This is a genomic window from Nocardiopsis suaedae, assembly GCF_027706745.1.
Classification (GTDB): Bacteria; Actinomycetota; Actinomycetes; order Streptosporangiales; family Streptosporangiaceae; genus Nocardiopsis_A; species Nocardiopsis_A suaedae.
Genome location: NZ_JAQFWP010000011.1, coordinates 23,650 through 43,192 on the forward strand (window position 1 = coordinate 23,650; position 19,543 = coordinate 43,192).

Below are 19,543 nucleotides of genomic sequence, written 5' to 3' on the forward strand. Positions count from 1 at the left end.
GCCCATTTACTTTTCCGGTGCGCGTGGGTTTTCGTTCAAGCCGAGTGAAGCCCGGCGACGCACGGGTGCGGAAACGTCCCATGGCGCCCGTGCACCACCCGCGGACATAAGGAGACCCATGCCGCGCACCCCCAGATGGATCGCCCTGGCCGCCACCGCCGCCACCGCCGGAGCGCTCCTCGCCTCCGTGCAGGCCCCCGCGGCCGCCGCCCCGGCCGAGCGGCCGGTCCCGGCGCCCACCGAGGAGTCCCTGGTCGAGGAGCCCTGGGTGATCGCCCACCGCGGTGCCTCCGCCTACCGCCCCGAGCACACGCTGTCCTCCTACCGGCTGGCCTACAGGATGGGCGCCGACGTCGTCGAGCCCGACCTGGTGCCCACCAAGGACGGCCACCTGGTGGCCCGGCACGAGAACGAGCTGAGCGGCACCACCGACGTCGCCGACCGGCCCGAGTTCGCCGACCGCCGCACCACCAAGACCATCGACGGGCGCAGCGTCACCGGCTGGTTCTCCGAGGACTTCACGCTCAAGGAGATCAAGACCCTGCGGGCCGTCGAGCGCGTGCCCGACATCCGCCCGGACAACACCCGCTTCGACGGCGCCTTCACAATCCCCACCTGGGAAGAGGTCGTCGCGCAGTGGGAGCGCAAGACCAGGAACCCCTGGCACCGGGACGTCAAGCTCATCCCCGAGCTGAAGCACGGCGGCTACTTCGACTCCATCGGCCTGGACACCGAGGAAGCCCTCGCCGCGTCCCTGGAGGAGCACGGCCTGGACGGCGAGGACGCCCCCGTCATCGTCCAGTCCTTCGAACCGGAGAGCGCGCGCGAGGTGGACGAGCGGGTCGACACCCCCGTCGTGCAACTCATCGGCTCCGGCCAGCAGGAGCTGACCACCCCAGAGGCGCTGGACGGCATCGCCGAGTACGCCGACGCCATCGGCCCCGATATGCGCTGGGTGCTGCCCATCGGCGAGGACGGCCGCGCCGGGGAGCCCACCGGTCTGGTCGCCGACGCCCACGAGCGGGACCTGCTCGTCACCCCCTACACCCTGCGCAGCGAGAACGGGTTCCTGCCCGAGGGGTACCGCACGGGCGACGACCCCACCGCCTACGGCGACTACCGGGGCTACTACACCGCGGTCCTGCGCACCGGCGTGGACGGGGTCTTCACCGACAACCCCGACCACCTGCGCCGGGTCCGCGACGCCTGCCTCCGCGCGTGGGCCTGAGCCCGCTCGGCCGCTCTTTCAGCCGCTCTTCTCGAAGCGGTAGCCCATCCCCGCCTCCGTGATCAGGTGGCGGGGGTGGGCGGGGTCCGGCTCCAGCTTGCGCCGCAGCTGCGCCATGTACACGCGCAGGTAGTTGGTCTCGCTCTGGTACGCCGGGCCCCACACGTCGTGCAGGAGCCGGCGCTGGCTCACCAGCCGCCCGGCGTTGCGCGCCAGGATCTCCAGGATGTGCCACTCGGTGGGGGTGAGCCGCACCTCCCGGCCGTCCCGCTCCACCCGCTTGGCGCCCAGGTCCACGGTGAAGGAGTCGGTGGCCACCACCGGCGCCTCCTCCACGTGCACCGAGCGGCGCTGGGCCGCGCGGATCCGCGCCAGCAGCTCGTCCATCCCGAACGGCTTGGTCACGTAGTCGTCGGCGCCCTGGTCCAGGGAGCGCACCTTCTCGCTGGCCGAGTGGCGCGCCGAGAGCACGATGATCGGCACCTGCGTCCACCCGCGCAGCCCCTCGATCACGTCGCCGCCCTCCATGTCGGGCAGGCCCAGGTCGAGCAGGACCAGGTCCGGGGGGCTCTTCGCGGCCGCCTGCAGGGCCGAGGCCCCGTCGAAGGCGGTGGCCACGTCGTAGCCCCGGGCGCGCAGGTTGATCCGCATGGCCCGGATGATCTGGGCGTCGTCGTCGACGACGAGAATCCGCATCAGGCGTCCTCGGTTTCCGGTTTGGGCCCCGCGCCCCCGGGGGCGGCGGAGCGCAGGGTGAAGACCATCGTCAGCCCCCCGCCAGGGGTGTCCTCGGCGGCCAGGCCGCCGTCCATGGCCTCGGCGAACCCGCGGGCCACGGCCAGCCCCAGGCCGATGCCGGTGCCGCGGGGCGCGTCCCCGAGGCGTTGGAAGGCCTCGAAGATGCGCTCCTTGTACTCGTCGGCGACCCCGGCGCCGTGGTCGACGATGCGCAGCTCCACGGTGCCCCCGTGGGCGCTGGCGGCCACCCGCACCGGCGGCCCGCCGACGGGGGAGTGGCGCACCGCGTTCTGCAGCACGTTGGCCACCGCCCGCTCCAGCAGGCCGGTGTCCACCCGCACCCGCGGCAGCGCGTCGGGAACGTCCACCTCCACCGCGGCCGGGGGCACCCCGATGAGCGCGGCGGGGACCACCTCCTCCAGCCCCACCTCGCGGATCTTGGGCGTGACCGTCTCGGTCTGCAGGCGGCTCATGTCCAGCAGGTTGCCCACCAGCCCGTTGAGGCGGTCGGTGGACTCCTCGATGTTCTCCAGCAGCTCGCCGCGGTCCTGGTCGTCGAGGTGGATCTCGGGCGAGCGCAGACTGGACACGCTGGCCTTGATCGAGGTGAGCGGGGTGCGCAGGTCGTGCGAGACCGCCGCCAGCAGCGCCGTGCGGATCTTGTTGCCCGCCGCCTGGCGCCGCGCCAGGGCGGCGTCGCGGGCCAGCCGCTGGCGCTCCAGGGCGATGCCGATGTGGCTGGCGAAGGCGCTGAGGATCTGCCGGTCGGCGGCGGGCAGCACCCGCCCGCGCAGCGCCAGGGCGAGCGAGTCGCTGACCGAGACCAGGGCGTCGGCCTCGTCGGGTGTGGCGCAGGGCGCCTCGCCGTGGCTCTCCACCAGCGACCAGGTGCCGTCGTCGCGCTGTTCCAGCAGCGCCACCGAGCGCTGCGCGAACGTCTCGCGGATGCGGACCAGCAGGGCGCGCAGCGGGTTCTCCGAGGCCAGTACGCTCCCCGCCAGCAGGGAGATGGTGGAGGCCTCCGAACGCGCGCGGGCGGCGGCCAGGGAGTGGCGTTTGGACAGGTCCACCACGAACGCCACCAGCACGCCGACGAACACGAACACCGCCAGCGCGAGCGCGTTGTCGGGATCGGCGACGGTGCCCCGGTACAGGGGCGGTGTGAACAGTACGTTCAGCAGGAGGCTGCCCCAGACCGCGGACACGATCGACGGCCACATGCCGCCCACCATCGCCACCCCCACCGTCCCCACCAGGAACAGGAGCAGGTCGGTGGTGAGCCCCAGGCCGTCGAACGGGGGCAGGTGCAGCACCCCCGCCAGCAGCGGCGGGAGCAGCACCCCCATCACCCAGCCCCAGGCGGCGCGGGCCCGGCTGATCGACCCGCGCAGCGGCGGCAGCAGCCCCCGGCCGCTGCCCACCTCCTCGTGCGTGACGATGTGCACGTCGATGTCGCCGGACTCGCGGGCCACCGTGGCGCCCACGCCCGGTCCGAACGCGTGCTGCCAGGCGCGGCGGCGCGAGGAGCCCAGCACGATCTGGGTGGCGTTCACCCCGCGGGCGAACTCCAGCAGCGCCGTGGGCACGTCGTCGCCGATCACCTGGTGGTAGGTGCCGCCCAGCTCGGCCAGCAGCCGCTTCTGCCGCACCAGCGCGTCGGTGGCCACCCGGGCCAGCCCGTCCCCGGCGGCCACGTGCACCGCCATCAGGTGGCTGGGCTGGGGCTGGCCGCCGCGCAGGCGCGCCGAGATGCGCGCCGCCCGCCGGATCAGCGTCTCGCCCTCGGGGCCGCCGGTCAGGGCGACCACGATCCGCTCGCGGGCCTCCCAGGTGTGCCGGATCTTGTGCTCGCCGCGGTACCGGGCCAGCCCCTCGTCGACCCGGTCGGCCACCCACAGCAGCGCCAGCTCGCGCAGGGCGGTCAGGTTGCCCTCGCGGAAGTAGTTGGACAGCGCGGCGTCGACCTTCTCGGCCGGGTAGATGTTCCCGTGCGACATGCGGCGCCGCAGCGCGTACGGGGACATGTCGCACAGCTCGATCTGGTCGGCGCGGCGCACGATCTCGTCCGGGATCGTCTCGCGCTGCCGGGTGCCGGTGATCTGCTTGATGACGTCGTTCAGCGACTCCAGGTGCTGGATGTTCACCGTGGAGATCACGTCGACCCCGGCGTTGAGCAGCTCCTCCACGTCCTGCCAGCGCTTGGCGTTGCGGCTGCCGGGGACGTTGGTGTGCGCCAGCTCGTCGACCAGCGCCACCTTCGGGGCGCGGCGCAGCGCGGCGTCCACGTCGAACTCCTCGAACACCGCCCCGCGGTGCTCGATGCGGCGGCGCGGCAGCGCCTCCAGGCCCTCGGCGCGCTCGGCCGTGCGGCCGCGGCCGTGGGCCTCGACGAAGCCGATGACCACGTCCGTGCCGCGGGCGGCGCGGCGCCGGGTCTCGCTCAGTGCGGCATAGGTCTTGCCGACCCCGGGCGCCGCCCCGAGGTAGATCCGCAGCCGTCCTCGTGTCACACCAACCATTGTGGGTGATTTCGCCTGGTCTTCCACTGCAGACCGGTCCGGCGGGGGCCGCGCGCCTCCGGGGACCGGAACCGGCCGATTCGCCATTGAAGTGGGTATCCGGGGATGAATCGCCGCATCTTAACGGGGCCCTGACGCCCGTCCGGGGGACCTTGACGGGCCGTTGACGCCGCCCGGGGCGGGGCCCACCGGTTGTACGGTGATTCGCGTCCCGAAGTTCCGGGCGTTTCCCCCGTGTCCCCCCGAGGAGTCCCCACGATGTCCGTCAATCCCCCCAACCCGCCGTACGGTCCCCAGGGGCCGGGGGGCGGCCCACAGTTCCCCGGGGCGCCCGGAGGCCCGGCCTTCCCCGGTGCGCCGGGCGGCCCCACGCCCCCTCCGCCCGGAGGGATGCCGCCGGGCGGTACGCCTCCCGGAGGCCCGCCCCAGGGCGGGATGCCGCCCGGAGGGATGCCCCCGGGGGGAATGCCCCCGGGGGGAATGCCCCCGGGGGGACCGGCGCAGGGCGGCCGGCCCAACCGGGGCATGCTGTTCGCCCTCGTGGGCGGCGGTGCCGCTCTGGTCCTGGTCGTCGCCGTCGTCGCGGTGGTCCTCGCCACCCGGACCGGCCCCGCCTACGCGGCCCTGCCCGGCTGCGACGACATCCTGCCGGAGGACGCCCTGGCCGGGATCGGCGACCTCGAAGGGGCCGATATGGAGGAGTCGGCCGGGGGCGCCGGCGAAGACGAGGACATCGTCGAAGGCGTGATCTGCACGGACGTCGACGGCGGCGGTGAGGACCTGCCGCGGTTCAACGTGAGCATCGCCCTCTACGACCCCGACACCCGCGAGCGCGACTACCGGCAACTGGAGCGCGAGTTCGAACGGGCGACCGAGGACTACGACGACATCCTGGCCGGCGACATGGAACCCGACGACGAGGAGTACCTCTCCGAGCCGCTGGAGGAGCTTTCCGTGTCGGTCGGAGACGACCGGCGCGGGTACCTGATGTCGGACGACTTCATGACCGAGGAGGTGGAGTACGGCGTCGTCTACTTCCGGATGTCCAACATGTTCGCGATCGTCAGCTACTACGGCGAGGACGAGCCGGTCGAGGAGAAGGGCGACCTCGCCGTCGACTTGGCCCAGGAGGTCGCCTCCGGGCTGAAGGGCGAGGCCGAGCGCGCCTGAGGCGCCCGGCCGGGGTCCGGCAGGCGGCCGAGGAGCGCCGTCGCGTCGTCGTGGCGCTTGCCCCGCGGCGGCGCGGCCCGCACCTCCTCGTTCCGCACCCAGGAGACGAGCGCCCCGGGGCCCACGTCCTCCAGGCACTTCCACACCCGGTCCCACCCGTGGCCGAACCGCTCGGCCAGCCGGGTGCACCCGTCGGTGAGCAGGGCGAACCGGCGGTCCGGGGAGCCGTCCGGCGCCGCAGGGAACGGGCGCACCCCGGTCAGCGCCTCGCGGGCGGCCTCCGGCCGGGAGCCCGCCACCCAGAACCCGCCCGGAGCGTTGCGCATGGCGCGCACCAGGGCCGGGCTGTAGGGGCGCCCGCCGGGCAGCCGGTCGAGCCGGTCGTCGGTGAGCACCTCCGGCGGGCCGCCGGGCACCGGCAGCAGCACCGCCGAATCGGCCAGCACCAGGTACTCCAGGCCGCCGGGGGCGGCGCGCACCGCCGCGACCGTCGTCGCCGGGGCGTCGGGGTGGTCGGGGTCGCATCCGGGGCCGTGTGCGGCGCGCGTGCGGACGGTCGCCTCCTCCAGCGCGGAGGCGAGCGGGAGCCGCCGGGCGCCTTCGCCCGGTACGCCGTCCAGCAGCGCCGCCAGCTCGGCGGCCAGGCGCCGCACCGTCCAATGCACGCCGTGCCCGCACGCCTCCTCGGCCCCCTGCGGGGCGGTCGCGCCGTCCAGCACGAACGCCCAGCCGTCGCCGGAGGCGGCCACGTCCTCGTTGAACGCGCCCTCTCCCGGCCGTGACGCCCACGCGATGTCCACGCGCGGCACTCTACGCGCGCGGAGAGGGCGGCGGGATCAGCTTCCCGGGGTTCATCACGCCCTCGGGGTCCAGCCGGTCCTTGACGGCCCGCAGCACCTCGGCGCCCAAGGGGCCGATCTCCTTCTCCATCCACGGCAGGTGGTCGGTGCCCACGGCGTGGTGGTGGCTGATGGTGCCGCCGCCGTCCGCGATCGCGTCCCCCGCAGCGCGCTTGGCGCGCTCCCACCGTGTCAGCGGGTCGTCCCCGGCGGCGGTGACCACGGTGAAGTACAGGGAGGCGCCCTCGGGATAGGTGTGCGAGATGTGGCACAGCACCACGGCGTCGCCCTCCGGCCCCTTGAGGGCCTGGGAGACCGCCCCTGACACCGACCGGTAGAGGGGGAGCAGGTCCGCCCACGTGGCGGCGGTCTCCAGGGTCTCGGCGAGCACCCCCGCGGACAGCAGGGTGTCGCGCAGGTAGGGGGCGTGGAAGCGGGAGCCCCGCCAGTCGGCGACCGGCTCCGGCCCCAGCGGCGTGCCGCCCGCCTCGGCCAGCGCGCGTGCGCACGCCGCCCGCCGGGCCTCCACGTCGTCCTCCGCGCCGTCGAAGCCCACCACCGCGAGGCAGCCGGGGGCGGCCTCCTTGCCGGAGAGCGCGGCGTTCACGAACGTCTCGGTCTCGTCGGACAGCCGGGCCGTGGTCGGGCGCAGCGGCGACCGGGCCAGCGCGCGCAGCGCGGCCGCGCCCTCGGTGAAGGAGGGGAACGCCCACGCCTCGTCGAGGTGCGCCGCCGGGAGCGGCCGCACGCGCACCGTCACCTCGGTGATCACACCGAAGGCCCCCTCCGACCCCAGCAGGAGCTGCCGCAGGTCCGGCCCGGCGGCGGAGGCGGGGGCGCGCCCGGCCTCCAGGGTGCCGCGCGGGGTGGCGGCCTTGAGCGCGAGCACCATGGCGTCGAAGCGGCCGTAGCCCGAGGAGGCCTGGCCGCTGGAGCGGGTCGCCGCGTAGCCGCCGATGGTGGCGTACTCGTAGCTCTGCGGAAGGTGGCCCAGGGTGTAGCCGTGCGCGCCGAGCAGCTCCTCGGCCTCAGGGGTGCGCAGCCCGGCCTGCAGGACGGCGGTTCCCGACTCGGGGTCCAGGCGCACGAGCCGGTCCATCTCCCTCAGGTCCAGCGCGACGACGGCGGAGAACGGGCCGCGCAGCGGGTCGACCCCGCCGACCACGCTGGTGCCGCCGCCGAACGGCACCACCGCGACCCGGTGCCGGGAGCAGGCGGCGAGCACCGCCTCCACCTCCTCGTGCGCTGCGGGCAGCACGACGGCGTCGGGGGCGCGCACGTCCCGGCCGGCGCGCATGCGCAGCAGGTCCGGGGTGGACTTCCCGGCGCCGTGATGCAGCCGTGCGGCGCGGTCGTCGCGCACCCGCCCGGCGTCGCCGCCGACGGCGGCCACCAGGTCGGCGCGGGCGGGGCCGGGCAGCGCCGGGTCCGGCAGGCGCACCGTGTCCTCGGGCGCGGGCGGCAGGTCGCGCAGCTCGGCGCCGAGGGTCTGGGCGATCAGGGCGCGCACGTTCGGGTCGAGGGGCGCGGCGCGGTCCGGGTCGCCCCAGGCGTACCAGGACATCGCGCCGGTGCGGGCGGCGGGACGCTGCTGCATGCTCATGGCGTACAGTTTTACACATGACGTCAAGACGTAACGTTGAGGACGCGGTCCTGGACGCCGCCCGCGCCTGCGTCGAGGCCTTCGGCATCCGCCGCACCACACTGACCGACGTGGCCCGCAGGGCGGGGGTGAGCCGTCCGACCGTCTACCGCCGCTGGCCGGACGTCACCGCCCTCGTGGCCGACCTGCTCACGCGCGAGCTGCTGGCGCTGCTCGACCGGGCCGACGACACCGGCGGTGCGGCGGGCGACGGCGCGGGGTCCGGCGGCGCCGCGGCCGCGCGCACCGCGCGGGAGCGGCTGACCGCCCAGGCCGAGGGGCTGATGCGGGAGGCGCTGCGCCACCCCCTGTTCACCCGGATCATCGACCACGAGCCCGAGACCATGGCCGTCTACGCCTTCCAGCGCCTGGGCACCAGCCAGTTCGCCGCGCTGGACCTGCTCCGCTCCGGCATCGAGGACGGGCAGGCCGACGGGTCGGTCCGGCCGGGCGACACCGAGGGGATGGCGCGCATCGTGCTGCTGTCCGTGCAGTCGCTGATGACCTCGCGGCGCCTCACCGAGGACGTGCTCGACGAGGACGCCCTCGTCGCGGAGGCGCGCAGGCTCCTCGACGGCTACCTGGCACCGGAGGAGGGGCGATGAGCACGGTCCTGGACGCGGCGCGCCGCGAGGCCGACCTCGACGCCCTGGCCGACGGGGGCGCCGTGGACGTGCTCGTGGTCGGCGCCGGGGTGACGGGCGCGGGGACCGCGCTCGACGCGGCGGCGCGCGGGCTGAAGGTCGCCCTCGTGGAGCGCGGGGACCTGGCGCACGGCACCAGCCGCTGGAGCTCCAAGCTCGTCCACGGCGGGCTGCGCTACCTCGCCCAGGGGCAGGTGGGCGTGGCCATGGAGAGCGCGCGCGAGCGCGGGGTCCTGCTGGAGACCACCGCCCCGCACCTGGTGCGGACGCTGCCCATGGTGCTGCCGCTGCACGAGGCCGTGGACACCGCGCACGCCGTCGCCGCCCGTGCGGGGATGGCCGTCGGCGACCTGCTGCGCGTCGCCGCCGGGACCGGCCGCCGGGCGCTGCCGCGCTCGCGCGGGCTCACGGCGGAGCAGACCCTGCGGCTGCTGCCGGGGGTGCGCGCCGAGGGGCTGCGCGGGGGAGTGCTGTCCTTCGACGGGCAGCTGACCGACGACGCGCGCCTGGTCGTGGCCCTGGCGCGCACCGCCGCCGGGTTCGGGGCGCGGGTGGTCACCCGGTGCGCGGCCGAGCGCCTGGGCGGCGACGGTGCGGTGCTGCGCGACCTGCGGTCGGGGCGGAGGATCGAGGTGCGGGCGCGCGCGGTCGTCAACGCGGCGGGCGTCTACGCGGGGGAGCTGGTCCCGGACGTGCGGATGCGGCCGAGCAGGGGCACGCACATCGTCCTGGGGGCGGAGGCGGTGGGGCGGCCGAAGGCGGCGCTGATGGTGCCGGTGCCGGGGACCGCCAACCGGTTCGTGTTCGCGCTGCCCCAGGCGGACGGGCGGGTGTTCGCCGGGCTGACCGACGAACCCGTCGACGGCCCGCTGCCCGAGGTCCCGGAGGCGCCGGAGGAGGACGTCGCGTTCCTGCTGGAGGTGCTGAACCGGGCGCTGGGGACGGCGCTGGAGCGGTCGGACGTGGCGGGGGCGTACGCGGGCCTGCGCCCGCTGCTGGAGGGCAGCGGGGGCGGCGCCAGCGCCGACCTGTCCCGGCGGCACGCGGTGCTCCGGTCGGCGGACGGCGTGCTGACGGTGGTCGGCGGGAAGCTGACGACGTACCGCAGGATGGCCGAGGACGCCGTGGACGCCGCGGTGGAGTCGGCGGGCCTGAGGGCGGGGGCGTGCAGGACGCGTGCGCTGCCGGTGGTCGGGGCGGCGCCGTGGGGGGAGCTGGACGCGGTCGACGCCCCGAGGAGGCTGATCGCCCGGTACGGCACGGAGGCCCCGGCGGTGGCGGCGATGGCGGAGGGCGACCCCGAGCTGTTGCGCCCGGTGGCGGCGGGAGTGACCCCGGCGGAGATGCGCTTCGCGGCGACGGTGGAGGGGGCGTTGGAGACGGAGGACATCCTGGAACGGCGGACGAGGCTGGGGTTGGTGGCGGAGGACCGCGAGGCGGGCCTCCCGGCGGCGGAAGAGGCGATCGAGTGGGCGAGGGGCGGGGGTGCCGGGTCGGCGGTCATAGCCGCGATGCGGAAGGAGGAGGCGTAAAGTTGCGTGAGTGGGGGTCTCGCCGCCCCAGAACCCCAGGTCAACGAGAGTGCTCCCCGCACGCGCGGGGATGGACCCCTTCAGGAGATCCGCCCTAAGGGCTACCAACCGTGCTCCCCGCACGCGCGGGGATGGACCCGCGGCGAAGAGCGGCTGGGTAGAGGAATCGGCGTGCTCCCCGCACGCGCGGGGATGGACCCCGACCCCACTCCACCGGCACACCCTTTCATTCGTGCTCCCCGCACGCGCGGGGATGGACCCCTCACACTTGCAGAGACTATTTTTCTCACTCTGTGCTCCCCGCACGCGCGGGGATGGACCCGCGGTCATGCTCCTTCTCGTGCCCGAGCTGGCGTGCTCCCCGCACGCGCGGGGATGGACCCCCCATCCACGTCGGCAAGCGGTTCCTGCTGCAGTGCTCCCCGCACGCGCGGGGATGGACCCACGCCCTCGCCGGACCGCATCGGCCGGAGCTGGTGCTCCCCGCACGCGCGGGGATGGACCCGGCAACCCTGAAGATCATGTTCGTAGTGTCGAGTGCTCCCCGCACGCGCGGGGATGGACCGCGATCGCGGCGACCCCGGCCACGATGGTGATGGTGCTCCCCGCACGCGCGGGGATGGACCCGGGTCGCAGCTGCGGCTCCAGCTCCGCGGGAAGTGCTCCCCGCACGCGCGGGGATGGACCCGTCGCCCCGCTGTCCGTGATCCCGAGCTGGGAGTGCTCCCCGCAGGCGCGGGGATGGACCCACCCCGAGGAAGAGGGGGGCTGAGGAGGCTCTGTGCTCCCCGCACGCGCGGGGATGGACCCCTCTACGGCTTCGGCCGTGAGGTGCTGGGGCTGTGCTCCCCGCACGCGCGGGGATGGACCCGCCCGGAGTCGAGGAGTGCCTCGGCGTCGGCCTGCTCCTCCCACGCAGTCGCCTTCGGCCGCCTCTCACCGGGTGGCCGAAGGGGGGCCACCACCCGGGCCGGAACGCCTCGGTGGGAAAGCTCCCACGCGTCACACCCGCCCCACGCGATCGTGTCCTTCCCGGTTGACCGGCATTCCTGTCCGGAACAGGACATCGGCAGGGCTTTCGCCCTATTGACTCCTTAACGCCACCTCCGTAGGACGGGTGAGGACCGGAGGGAACGCGGGAGGGGAGCCGATCATGCAGCCGGTGGTGGACACCGTCACCGGGCGGGTGCGGGGCGCCCTCGACGGTGGGGCCGCGGTCTTCCGCGGCATCCCCTACGCCGCGCCCCCGGTCGGTGACCTGCGCTTCCGGCCGCCGCGGCACCCCGCCCCCTGGGACGACGTCCGGGACGCCACCGCCCCCGGGCCCACCCCTCCCGCGCCGCCGCCGTCCGCCGACCCCGCCCTGCGCCCCCTCCTGCCCGACCGGCGGGTGCCCGGCGAGGGCTACCTCAACCTCGACATCTGGACCCCCGACCCGGGCGGCGGAGGGCTGCCCGTCATGGTGTGGATGCCCGGCGACGGGTTCCACCGGGGCTCCGGGGCGGGCGCCGGCCCCGGCTTCGGCCCCACCGCCGTCACCGACGGGGCCGCCCTGGCCCGGGAGGGCGTGGTCGCCGTCGCGTTCCACCACCGGGCGGGCGCCGAGGGCTTCGCGCTGCTCGACGGCGGCACCCCCAACGTCGGCCTGCTGGACCAGATCCACGCCCTGGAGTGGGTGCGGGACAACATCGAGCGGTTCGGCGGCGACCCCCGCAAGGTCACCCTCTTCGGCCACTCCTCCGGCGCCATGTCCGCGGTCACCCTGATGGGGGTGCCCCGCGCCCGCGGCCTGTTCCGGCGCGTCATCGCCCAGTCCGGCGCCGGGCACCACGCCAACCGGAGCGGGGACGCCCGGCGGGTCGCGGCCCAGCTGGCCCGCCGCGCGGGCGTGCGCTCCGCCTCCGCCGCCGCCCTGGCCCGCCTGCCCGTCGGGCGCCTGCTGGACGCCCAGGCCTCCATCGCCGACGAGTTCACCGGCGGTTCCGACCCGGCGGTGTGGGGGGAGCGGCTGTCCCACCCGGCGGCGCTGCCCTTCGCCCCGGTGGTCGACGGCGAGCTGATCACCCGCCGCCCGGTCGACGGCCTGCGGGCGGGGGACGGCGCCGAGGTGGACCTGCTCATCGGCACCGCGGCCGAGGAGTTCCGGCGCTACGCCGTCCCCGCGGGCCTGCACCGGTCCGGGGACGAGAAGGCGCTGACCGACGCGGTGGCGCGCCTCGGGCTGGAGGCCGAGGCGGCGACGGTGTACGCCGCCGAGCACCCGGGCGGCCCGGGTGAGGCCCTCGCCGCGCTGCTGGGCGACGCGCTCTTCCGCATCCCGGCCTACCGGGTGCTGGAGGCCCGCTCCCGGGTGGGCGTGCGCGCCTACGGCTACGAGTTCGCCTGGCGCTCGCCCGGGTTCGGCGGGGAGCTGGGCGCCTGCCACGGGGTCGAGCTGCCGTTCCTGTTCGGCACCCTGCCCCGCGCCGAGGGCCTGGTCGGCGCCTCGCCGCCGGAGCGCCTGTCCCGCGAGATCCGCTCCGCCTGGGTGCGGTTCGCCCGCACGGGGGACCCGGGGTGGGCGCCGTGGAACCCGGCGAGCCGCCCGGTGTGGCGGTTCGCCGACCCGGAGTCGTCCCTGGCGGTGGACCCCGGGGCGCGGACCCGGCGGCTCTGGGACGCGGCCCCGGCGGCCCGCTAGCCCTGCGCCGCCCGCTCGGCCCCGGCCCGTTCGCGCGCGTCCTCGATGGCGGCGATCGCGGCGCTCCGGTTCTGCCAGCCGCGGACCTCCGAGCTCTTGCCCGGCTCCAGCAGCTTGTAGATCTCGAAGAAGTGGGTGACCTCGCGGCGCTGGAACTCGGGCAGGTCCTTCAGGTCGCGGATGTGCTCCAGGCGGGGGTCGCCCGCCGGCATGCACAGGACCTTGGCGTCCGGCCCCTTCTCATCGCGCATCCAGAACACCGCCACCGGCCGCACCCGCACCAGGCACCCGGGGAACGACGGCTGCTCCAGCGGCACCATGGCGTCCAGCGGGTCACCGTCCTCGGCGAGCGTGCCGGGGAAGTAGCCGTAGTCGGCCGGGTACTGGGTCGAGGTGAACAGGGTGCGGTCCAGGCGGATCCGCCCCGACCGGTGGTCCATCTCGTACTTGTTCCGCGACCCCTGCGGGATCTCCACGACCATGTCCAGGTGCATGCGCGCTCCTTCCGACCGTCGGGCGGCGCCCGGCGCCCGGGCTCCTACCCGCTTCCCGGCCGCCCGACCCTCCCCGGGGCCCCTTCGGCCCCTCCGGCCCCGCGGACGGAGGGGTGCATACTGTCCACACTGTGAAATGGCTAGCATTGCCCTGCTTTGGCGGTCCACGATCGAGGAGGCAGTGTGGCCGGTGCACACGACGACGCCGGGCGCCCGAGCGCGCCCCGGGAACCGATACGCCGACCGTGGGTGTGGATCGTGACCGCCGTGCTCCTCGTCGGCGGAGTGCCCTGGTACTGGCCGCCCGGGACCGTCCACCCCCTGGTCCTCGGCGTCCCCCTGTGGGCCCTGGTCAGCATGGCCTTCACCGTGGCCCTCGCCGCCCACCTCAGCCACGTGTGCCGCACCCAGTGGGCGATGGCCGATGACGGCGCGGACGGCGCCGGCGGCACCGGCGGCACCGGCGGTGCGGACCGGGCGGAGGGCGGCGCGTGAACGACCTGACCTTCGGCGGCGCCCCCGGGATCGCCGTCCTCACCGCCTACGCCGTCATCATGCTGGGCATCGGCTTCTGGGTGAGCCGACGCCGCCCCGGTGTGCGCGACGGCATGAAGAGCTACTACCTGGCCGGCGGCCACCTGGGCGCCGTCGTCCTCTTCTTCACCCTCTACGCCAGCCAGTACAGCGGGAACAACGTGGTCGGCTACGCCCCGGCCGCCTACCGGTCCGGCTTCACCTGGTGGCAGTCGGTCACGTTCATGACCGCCATCATCGGCGGCTACCTGCTCTTCGCGCCCCGGCTCTACACCGTCGCCAAGCGCGAGGGGTTCGTGACCCCGACCGACTGGATGCGGTACCGCTTCGGCGGAGCCCGCAGCTCCCTGCTGGCCGCGGTGCTGATGCTCTGGGCGCTGGCCAACTACCTGCTGGAGCAGCTGGTCGCGATGGGCCACGGCATCGCCGGGCTCACCGGCGGCACCGTCCCCTACCAGGCGGCGGTCATCGGCTTCGTCGTGGTCATGCTGGCCTACTCGTGGATGGGCGGCATGCGGGCGGTCGCCTTCACCGACGTCATGCAGGGCATCGCGCTCCTGGTCGGGGTCACCGTGCTGCTCGCCGGAGGGCTGTGGCTGGCCGGGGGCTCCCTGGGCGGGGTGGTCGACCACATCATCGCGACCGAGCCCGACAAGGCGGCGGTGCCGCCGGTGCGCGACTCGGTGAACTGGCTGTCCCTGGTCGTCATGGTCGGCATCGGCGCGGCCCTGTACCCGCACGCGGTGCAGCGCATCTACGCGGCCGACAGCGAGCGCACCCTCAAGCGGTCGCTGTCCCGGATGGCGTGGATGCCCCTGGTCACCACCGGTGTGGTGTTCGCCGTGGGCCTCATCGGCATCCGGCTCTTCCCCGGCCTGGACGACACCGGGTCCGAGCAGCTCGTCGGCCTGATCGCCAACGAGGTCGCCGGGATCAACGTCTTCTTCTACGTCATGATGATCCTGCTGTTCGGCGGGGTCGTCGCGGCCATCGTGTCCACCGCCGACTCGGTGCTGCTGTCCCTGTCCTCGATCATCTCCAAGGACGTCTACGCCCGGCACATCGCGCCCGGCGCCGACGAGAAGAAGGCGGTGGCGGTCGGCAAGGGCGTCGGCGTGGCCGCCGTCGCGGTGCTGCTGGTGCTGGCGTGGAACCCGCCCACCCTCCTGGTGAACATCTTCGTGCTGAAGTTCGAGCTGCTCATCCAGGTGGCGCCCGCGTTCATCCTCGGCCTGTACTGGAAGCGGCTGGCCGAGGGGCCGGTGTTCTGGGGCATGGCGGCCGGGGCCGCGCTCGCGGGCGGGCTGGTCCTGGCCGGGGTGGAGGACGTGTACGGCGTCCACGGCGGGCTGGTCGGGCTGGCCCTGAACACGCTGGTGTGCGTGGTGGGCACGCTCATGAAGCGGCCAGGGGCCGGGCCCGTCCCCGTCCCCGAGGTCAGGGACGCGGAACGTTCCGCAGATTAGAACGCGCCAGGTCGAGCATCCTCCCGACGCCCCCTTCCAGCACCGTGCGCCCGGCGGACAGCGCGAACCCCTCCCGGAGGGCCCCGTCGACACCGGCGGGGTCCTGCGCGCGCCACGCGGGCATCCCGCAGGCGCGGGCGATCGCCGAGAAGTCGGCCTGCGGGTGGTCGGTGCCGAAGGCGGGCGGGTCGTCGACCATCATCTCCAGCTTCACCATCCCCAAGGACGCGTTGTTGAAGACGACGGTCTCCACCGGGAGGCGGTACTGCACCACCGTCAGCAGCTCGCCCATGAGCATGCTCAGCCCGCGAACGCACCGGCCTCCTCGTTGCGGACGTCCACCCATCTCCAGGCGGCCGTCGCGGCGCACGGCGTCCACGACCGGGTTGAGGCTGTCGCCGACCACCCCGTAGATCCGCTCGGCGCCCGCTTCGAGCAGGACCCGTACCGGCTGGTCGGCGATGCGCTCGGCAGCCATGCCCCGGACGCTAGGCGCCCGGCCCCGTGGCGCGGCGGCGGCACACGGGCCCGGGACGATCTTGTACCCGGCGCCTCTCACCCGGCGGGGCTCACCTCCCGGCCGCGTAGCCCTGGGCGCCGCGCGGGTTGGCGGCGGCGCGCAGCACCCCGCTCGCCGGGTCGCGGACCACGGCCGACAGCCGCCCCAGGGTCCACGGGCCCGAGACGGTGACCCGGTGGCCGCGGCGGCGCAGCTCGTCGATGGTCCCGGCGCCCAGCCGGTCCTCGACCACCAGCTCGCCGGGGACGATCTCGCGCGGGTAGAAGGAGCTGGGCAGGGCGTTGGTGTGGAACATGGGGGCGTCGATCGCCGCCTGCAGGTCGCCCTCCAGGGGGTGCGCGGCCCCGTGCGCCAGGCGCAGGAAGAGCGTCAGCGACCACTGGTCCTGCTGGTCGCCGCCGGGGGTGCCGAGCGCCGCCACCGGCTCCCCGCCCCGCGTGACCAGCGTCGGCGACAGGGTCGTGCGCGGGCGCTTGCGCGGGGCCGGGGCGCTGGGCGAGCGCGGGTCGAGCCAGAACATCTGGCCGCGGGTGCCCAGCGGGAACCCCAGGCCGGGGACGACGGGGGAGCTGGCCAGCCAGCCGCCGGAGGGGGTGGCGGCGACCATGTTGCCCTCGGCGTCGACGACGTCCAGGTGGCAGGTGTCGCCGCGCTGGGCGCCGGAGCGCTCCACGGTCGGCTCGCCCCCGGCCCGGTCGGCGGCGCTCGCGCCGGCGTCGAAGTCCAGGTCGGGCAGGTGGGGGGAGCGGCCGCCGGGGGAGCCGGGGCGCAGCTCCATGGAGGCGTGCGCGTCGACCAGCGCGGCGCGTTCGGCGGCGTAGGCGGGCGAGAGCAGGGCGTCCAGGGGGACGTCGGTGAAGCGCGGGTCGCCGTAGTGGGCCTCGCGGTCGGCGAAGCCGAGCTTGGCGGCCTCGGTGACCAGGTGGACGAAGTCGGCCGAGAGGGGGTCCGCGTCCCCGGTGCCGAGGGCCTGGGCCAGGCGGAGCTGCTGCAGGAAGACCGGGCCCTGACCCCAGGGGCCGGTCTTGTGCACGGTCAGGCCCGCGTACTCGACGGCGCAGGTCTCCTCGTAGGTGGCGCTCCAGCAGGCCAGGTCGTCCCCGCTGAGCAGGGCCCGGTGCGGCTCCCCGGTGCCGCTGGGCACGGGCTCGGCGAGGAAGTCTAGGATCGCTTCGGCGATGAACCCCTCCCGCCAGACGCGGCGGGCGGCGTCGTAGACCCCCTCGCGGCCGCGGGCGGCGGCCTCGGCCTCGCGGAGGAGCCGCTCGTAGGCGTCGGCGAGGGCGGGGTTGCGGTGGAACCCCCGGGGGTCGGGCACCGCGCCGCCGCGGTCCAGCCACACGTCGGCGGAGGTGGGCCAGTGCTCCAGGAAGACGGGGCGCACGGCGGCGATCTTCTCGGTGATCTGCGGTATGAGGGGGAAGCCGGAGCGGGCGTAGCCGATGGCGGGCGAGAGCAGGTCGCGCAGCGGCAGGGTGCCGTGGTCGCGGGCGAGCAGCGCCCAGGCGTCGAAGGCCCCGGGCACGCAGGCGGGGAGCACGCCGCTGCCGGGGATGCGCCCCATCCCGTCGAACGCCTCGGGCACGGCGGCGGCGGGTGATGGGCCCTGTCCGCAGAGCACGGCGGGGCGCTCCCCGGCGGCCTGGAAGATGATCGGCACCTCACCGCCGGGCCCGTTGAGGTGGGGTTCGACGACCTGGAGGGTGAACCCGGCGGCGACCGCGGCGTCGAAGGCGTTGCCGCCGCGCTCCAGGACGGACATCCCCACGGCACTGGCGGTCCAGTGCGTCGAGGCGACCATCCCGAAACTCCCGCGCAGCTCGGGCCTGGTGGTGAATCCGCTCATCCGATGGTCCCTCCTATGCGCCGCTGTGACGCCGCACACGGTATACCGCGCCCTCCCTGCGGCGGCAGGGGCCCAGGTACCGGAGTTTTCCATCCTGGTCGAATGACCTTGTCCGTGTGCTCGTCGGGCCGGGAGGATGCCGGATCCGCCTCCGTCCCCCGCCGCCCCCAGGAGCCAACGCGTGAACCCGTATGGACGCCGACCGCTGGTGTGGAGGTTCGGTATCGCGGCAGGGGCCCTCTGCCTGGTCGCCGGGGGCGTTGTGCTGGTGGGGGCCCAGATGGCGACCGGGCCTTCGATCACGGTCACGGGGGAAGAGCAGGCTTTGAGCATCGTCTGGGAGGCGTCCGCGGACGCCTCGGGACCGGTCGAGTCCCGATTCGACGACTGGGCCGCCCTCTGGCCGACGGCCGGTGCCGTCGTGCACGCCGACCACCGGGGAGTGACCGCCTACTCCTCCGACGAGGGGGCGCACCTCTGGGATTTCACCCCGGAGGGGCGTGGGTTGTGCGCCGCGGCCGAGACCCCCGCCGGAAAGAAGGGGGACATCGGGGTCGTCCTCGTCGAAGAGGCCGACGGCGACGGCGATTACGGGGGCTACGGCAACGCCTGCCGCACCGTGGTCGCCCTCGACCTGGAGAGCGGCGAGGAGGTGTGGACCGCCGAGGCCGGTCCCCCGTGGGAGGGGGCGAAGAAGGAGGCAGAGCGGTATCCGTGGGCGACCGGGGCGGAGGTCTGGGCCGACGGCCCGCGTGTGGTGGTCCAGCGCGGAGAGATCCTGCTCGGGCTGGACGCCGACGAAGCGGGGCGCGAGGTCTGGCAGGAGGAGAACCCGCTGTTCCCCGACGCCGAAGAGAAGGAGTGGGCGAACGGCCCCGACTACTCCTGCCTCGACGTGGAACAGTCGCCGCTCCCCGGAGGCGAGGGAGAGCTGGCGGTTCTGGCCGCCTGTGACTACCAGTGGAGGGTCGGGGTCCTGGATACCGCGACGGGCGAGGTGTCCGAGCGCAGCGACGCCTCGGATACCAAGGCCCCTCTCCTGTCGGGCGACCCGCTCGTGAGGTCCTGCTGGGACCGAGGAGAGTGCCGACCGCCCGGCGGTGGGTTCGATGTGCACGTATTCGACGGCGGCGACGCGGAGATCGTCCACGCCCAGCAGGAGCGGGGGGCGCTCCCCGAGGGGCCGGGCGAGGAGCCCGACTACGCATACCCGCCCGCCCTCGGGGGCGGGGAGAGCTACACCGTCGACGACGGCATCCTCTACTTGATCGCGTCCGGAAGAGAGGAGCCCTGGGACCGGCTGGCCGCCGTCGACCTGACGACCGGGCAGACCCGCTGGGCCTACTACGCCGAGCGGTACACGCCCCGAGAGGTGCTGGGGGTCGAGAACGGCCGTGTCCTCGTCCTGGCCTGGCACGAACCTGAAGCGTCGGCGCCCCCGAGTGCCGAGGAGGACCTGCGCCTGCTCTCCTTCCCGGCCGACGGCGAGGGGCCCGCCGAGGTGATCGCCGACGGGCTCCCCGCCCTTCCGGGGAGCGCCGTCTCCGACGTCCGCGTGAGCGTGTCCGGCGGCCGCTACTACCTCGCGCTCCCGCCGCGCGCCCTGGGGGAACGGACCGACGACGAGCCGGTCGCCCCGCTATACACCGTCGGCTGATCCTTCGCCGTCGAGCCGAAACGGCTGTACTGAG

At 74.8% G+C, this 19,543-nt stretch carries 14 protein-coding genes, 1 pseudogene and 1 CRISPR repeat array; of the genes and pseudogenes, 8 read left to right on the top strand and 7 right to left on the bottom strand.

Annotation, left to right across the window (positions count from 1 at the left end):
* Window positions 1-118 precede the first annotated feature (118 nt).
* Window positions 119-1,228 (top strand): glycerophosphodiester phosphodiesterase family protein, encoded by a 1,110-nt coding sequence (locus O4U47_RS07880; RefSeq protein WP_270676971.1) that lies wholly within the window; start codon window positions 119-121, stop codon window positions 1,226-1,228.
* A gap of 18 nt (window positions 1,229-1,246) precedes the next feature.
* On the opposite strand, the gene O4U47_RS07885 is transcribed toward O4U47_RS07880, so the two are convergent.
* Both O4U47_RS07885 and O4U47_RS07890 read right to left on the bottom strand, forming a co-directional pair.
* On the bottom strand, window positions 1,247-1,924 hold the full coding sequence (locus tag O4U47_RS07885; RefSeq protein WP_270676972.1) for a response regulator: 678 nt from the start codon (window positions 1,922-1,924) through the stop codon (window positions 1,247-1,249).
* Complete coding sequence (locus O4U47_RS07890; RefSeq protein ID WP_270676973.1) at window positions 1,924-4,485, bottom strand: sensor histidine kinase; 2,562 nt, start codon at window positions 4,483-4,485, stop codon at window positions 1,924-1,926. The genes O4U47_RS07885 and O4U47_RS07890 overlap by 1 nt, the downstream gene beginning before the upstream one ends.
* 525 nt (window positions 4,486-5,010) lie before the next feature.
* Here O4U47_RS07890 and O4U47_RS07895 point away from each other — a divergent pair.
* Window positions 5,011-5,655, top strand: coding sequence for a hypothetical protein (locus tag O4U47_RS07895; protein ID WP_270676974.1), 645 nt, complete (start codon window positions 5,011-5,013; stop codon window positions 5,653-5,655).
* Here the strand turns inward: O4U47_RS07895 and O4U47_RS07900 are convergent.
* A complete protein-coding gene (locus tag O4U47_RS07900) occupies window positions 5,556-6,455 on the bottom strand; it encodes a protein phosphatase 2C domain-containing protein (RefSeq protein WP_270676975.1) in 900 nt (299 codons plus the stop codon). The genes O4U47_RS07895 and O4U47_RS07900 overlap by 100 nt on opposite strands.
* Before the next feature lie 10 nt (window positions 6,456-6,465).
* Window positions 6,466-8,058: an FAD-binding oxidoreductase gene (locus tag O4U47_RS07905; protein WP_270677098.1), complete on the bottom strand. Its 1,593-nt coding sequence runs from the start codon at window positions 8,056-8,058 to the stop codon at window positions 6,466-6,468.
* 56 nt (window positions 8,059-8,114) lie between these two features.
* Between O4U47_RS07905 and O4U47_RS07910 the strand changes: the two genes are divergently transcribed.
* The 3 genes from O4U47_RS07910 (at window position 8,115) to O4U47_RS07920 (ending at window position 12,992) form a co-directional block, all read left to right on the top strand.
* Window positions 8,115-8,741: a TetR/AcrR family transcriptional regulator gene (locus tag O4U47_RS07910; RefSeq protein WP_270676976.1), complete on the top strand. Its 627-nt coding sequence runs from the start codon at window positions 8,115-8,117 to the stop codon at window positions 8,739-8,741.
* Window positions 8,738-10,312: a glycerol-3-phosphate dehydrogenase/oxidase gene (locus O4U47_RS07915; protein ID WP_270676977.1), complete on the top strand. Its 1,575-nt coding sequence runs from the start codon at window positions 8,738-8,740 to the stop codon at window positions 10,310-10,312. Before O4U47_RS07910 ends, O4U47_RS07915 begins: the two co-directional genes overlap by 4 nt.
* Before the next feature lie 49 nt (window positions 10,313-10,361).
* Window positions 10,362-11,183: a CRISPR direct-repeat array (repeat unit 29 nt; unit sequence GTGCTCCCCGCACGCGCGGGGATGGACCC).
* 282 nt (window positions 11,184-11,465) lie between these two features.
* Window positions 11,466-12,992: a carboxylesterase/lipase family protein gene (locus O4U47_RS07920; protein ID WP_270676978.1), complete on the top strand. Its 1,527-nt coding sequence runs from the start codon at window positions 11,466-11,468 to the stop codon at window positions 12,990-12,992.
* Here the strand turns inward: O4U47_RS07920 and O4U47_RS07925 are convergent.
* Window positions 12,989-13,486, bottom strand: a complete 498-nt coding sequence (locus tag O4U47_RS07925; protein WP_270676979.1) for an inorganic diphosphatase — start codon at window positions 13,484-13,486, stop codon at window positions 12,989-12,991. The genes O4U47_RS07920 and O4U47_RS07925 overlap by 4 nt on opposite strands.
* Window positions 13,487-13,669: 183 nt before the next feature.
* On the opposite strand from O4U47_RS07925, the gene O4U47_RS07930 reads away from it, so the two are divergent.
* Together O4U47_RS07930 and O4U47_RS07935 are read left to right on the top strand one after the other, a co-directional pair.
* Complete coding sequence (locus O4U47_RS07930; RefSeq protein ID WP_270676980.1) at window positions 13,670-13,981, top strand: hypothetical protein; 312 nt, start codon at window positions 13,670-13,672, stop codon at window positions 13,979-13,981.
* On the top strand, window positions 13,978-15,486 hold the full coding sequence (locus tag O4U47_RS07935) for a sodium:solute symporter family protein (RefSeq protein ID WP_270676983.1): 1,509 nt from the start codon (window positions 13,978-13,980) through the stop codon (window positions 15,484-15,486). The genes O4U47_RS07930 and O4U47_RS07935 overlap by 4 nt, the downstream gene beginning before the upstream one ends.
* On the opposite strand, the pseudogene O4U47_RS07940 reads toward O4U47_RS07935, so the two are convergent.
* Window positions 15,458-15,793, bottom strand: a pseudogene (locus O4U47_RS07940) (thiamine pyrophosphate-dependent enzyme); the annotation flags it as partial. The gene O4U47_RS07935 and the pseudogene O4U47_RS07940 sit on opposite strands and share 29 nt — an antisense overlap.
* A gap of 262 nt (window positions 15,794-16,055) precedes the next feature.
* Window positions 16,056-17,852: a gamma-glutamyltransferase family protein gene (locus O4U47_RS07945; RefSeq protein ID WP_270676984.1), complete on the bottom strand. Its 1,797-nt coding sequence runs from the start codon at window positions 17,850-17,852 to the stop codon at window positions 16,056-16,058.
* Between the two features lie 181 nt (window positions 17,853-18,033).
* Here O4U47_RS07945 and O4U47_RS07950 point away from each other — a divergent pair, with 181 nt between their 5' ends.
* Entirely contained in the window at window positions 18,034-19,509 is a 1,476-nt protein-coding gene (locus O4U47_RS07950) for an outer membrane protein assembly factor BamB family protein (RefSeq protein WP_270676986.1), read from the top strand.
* Window positions 19,510-19,543: the final 34 nt, after the last annotated feature.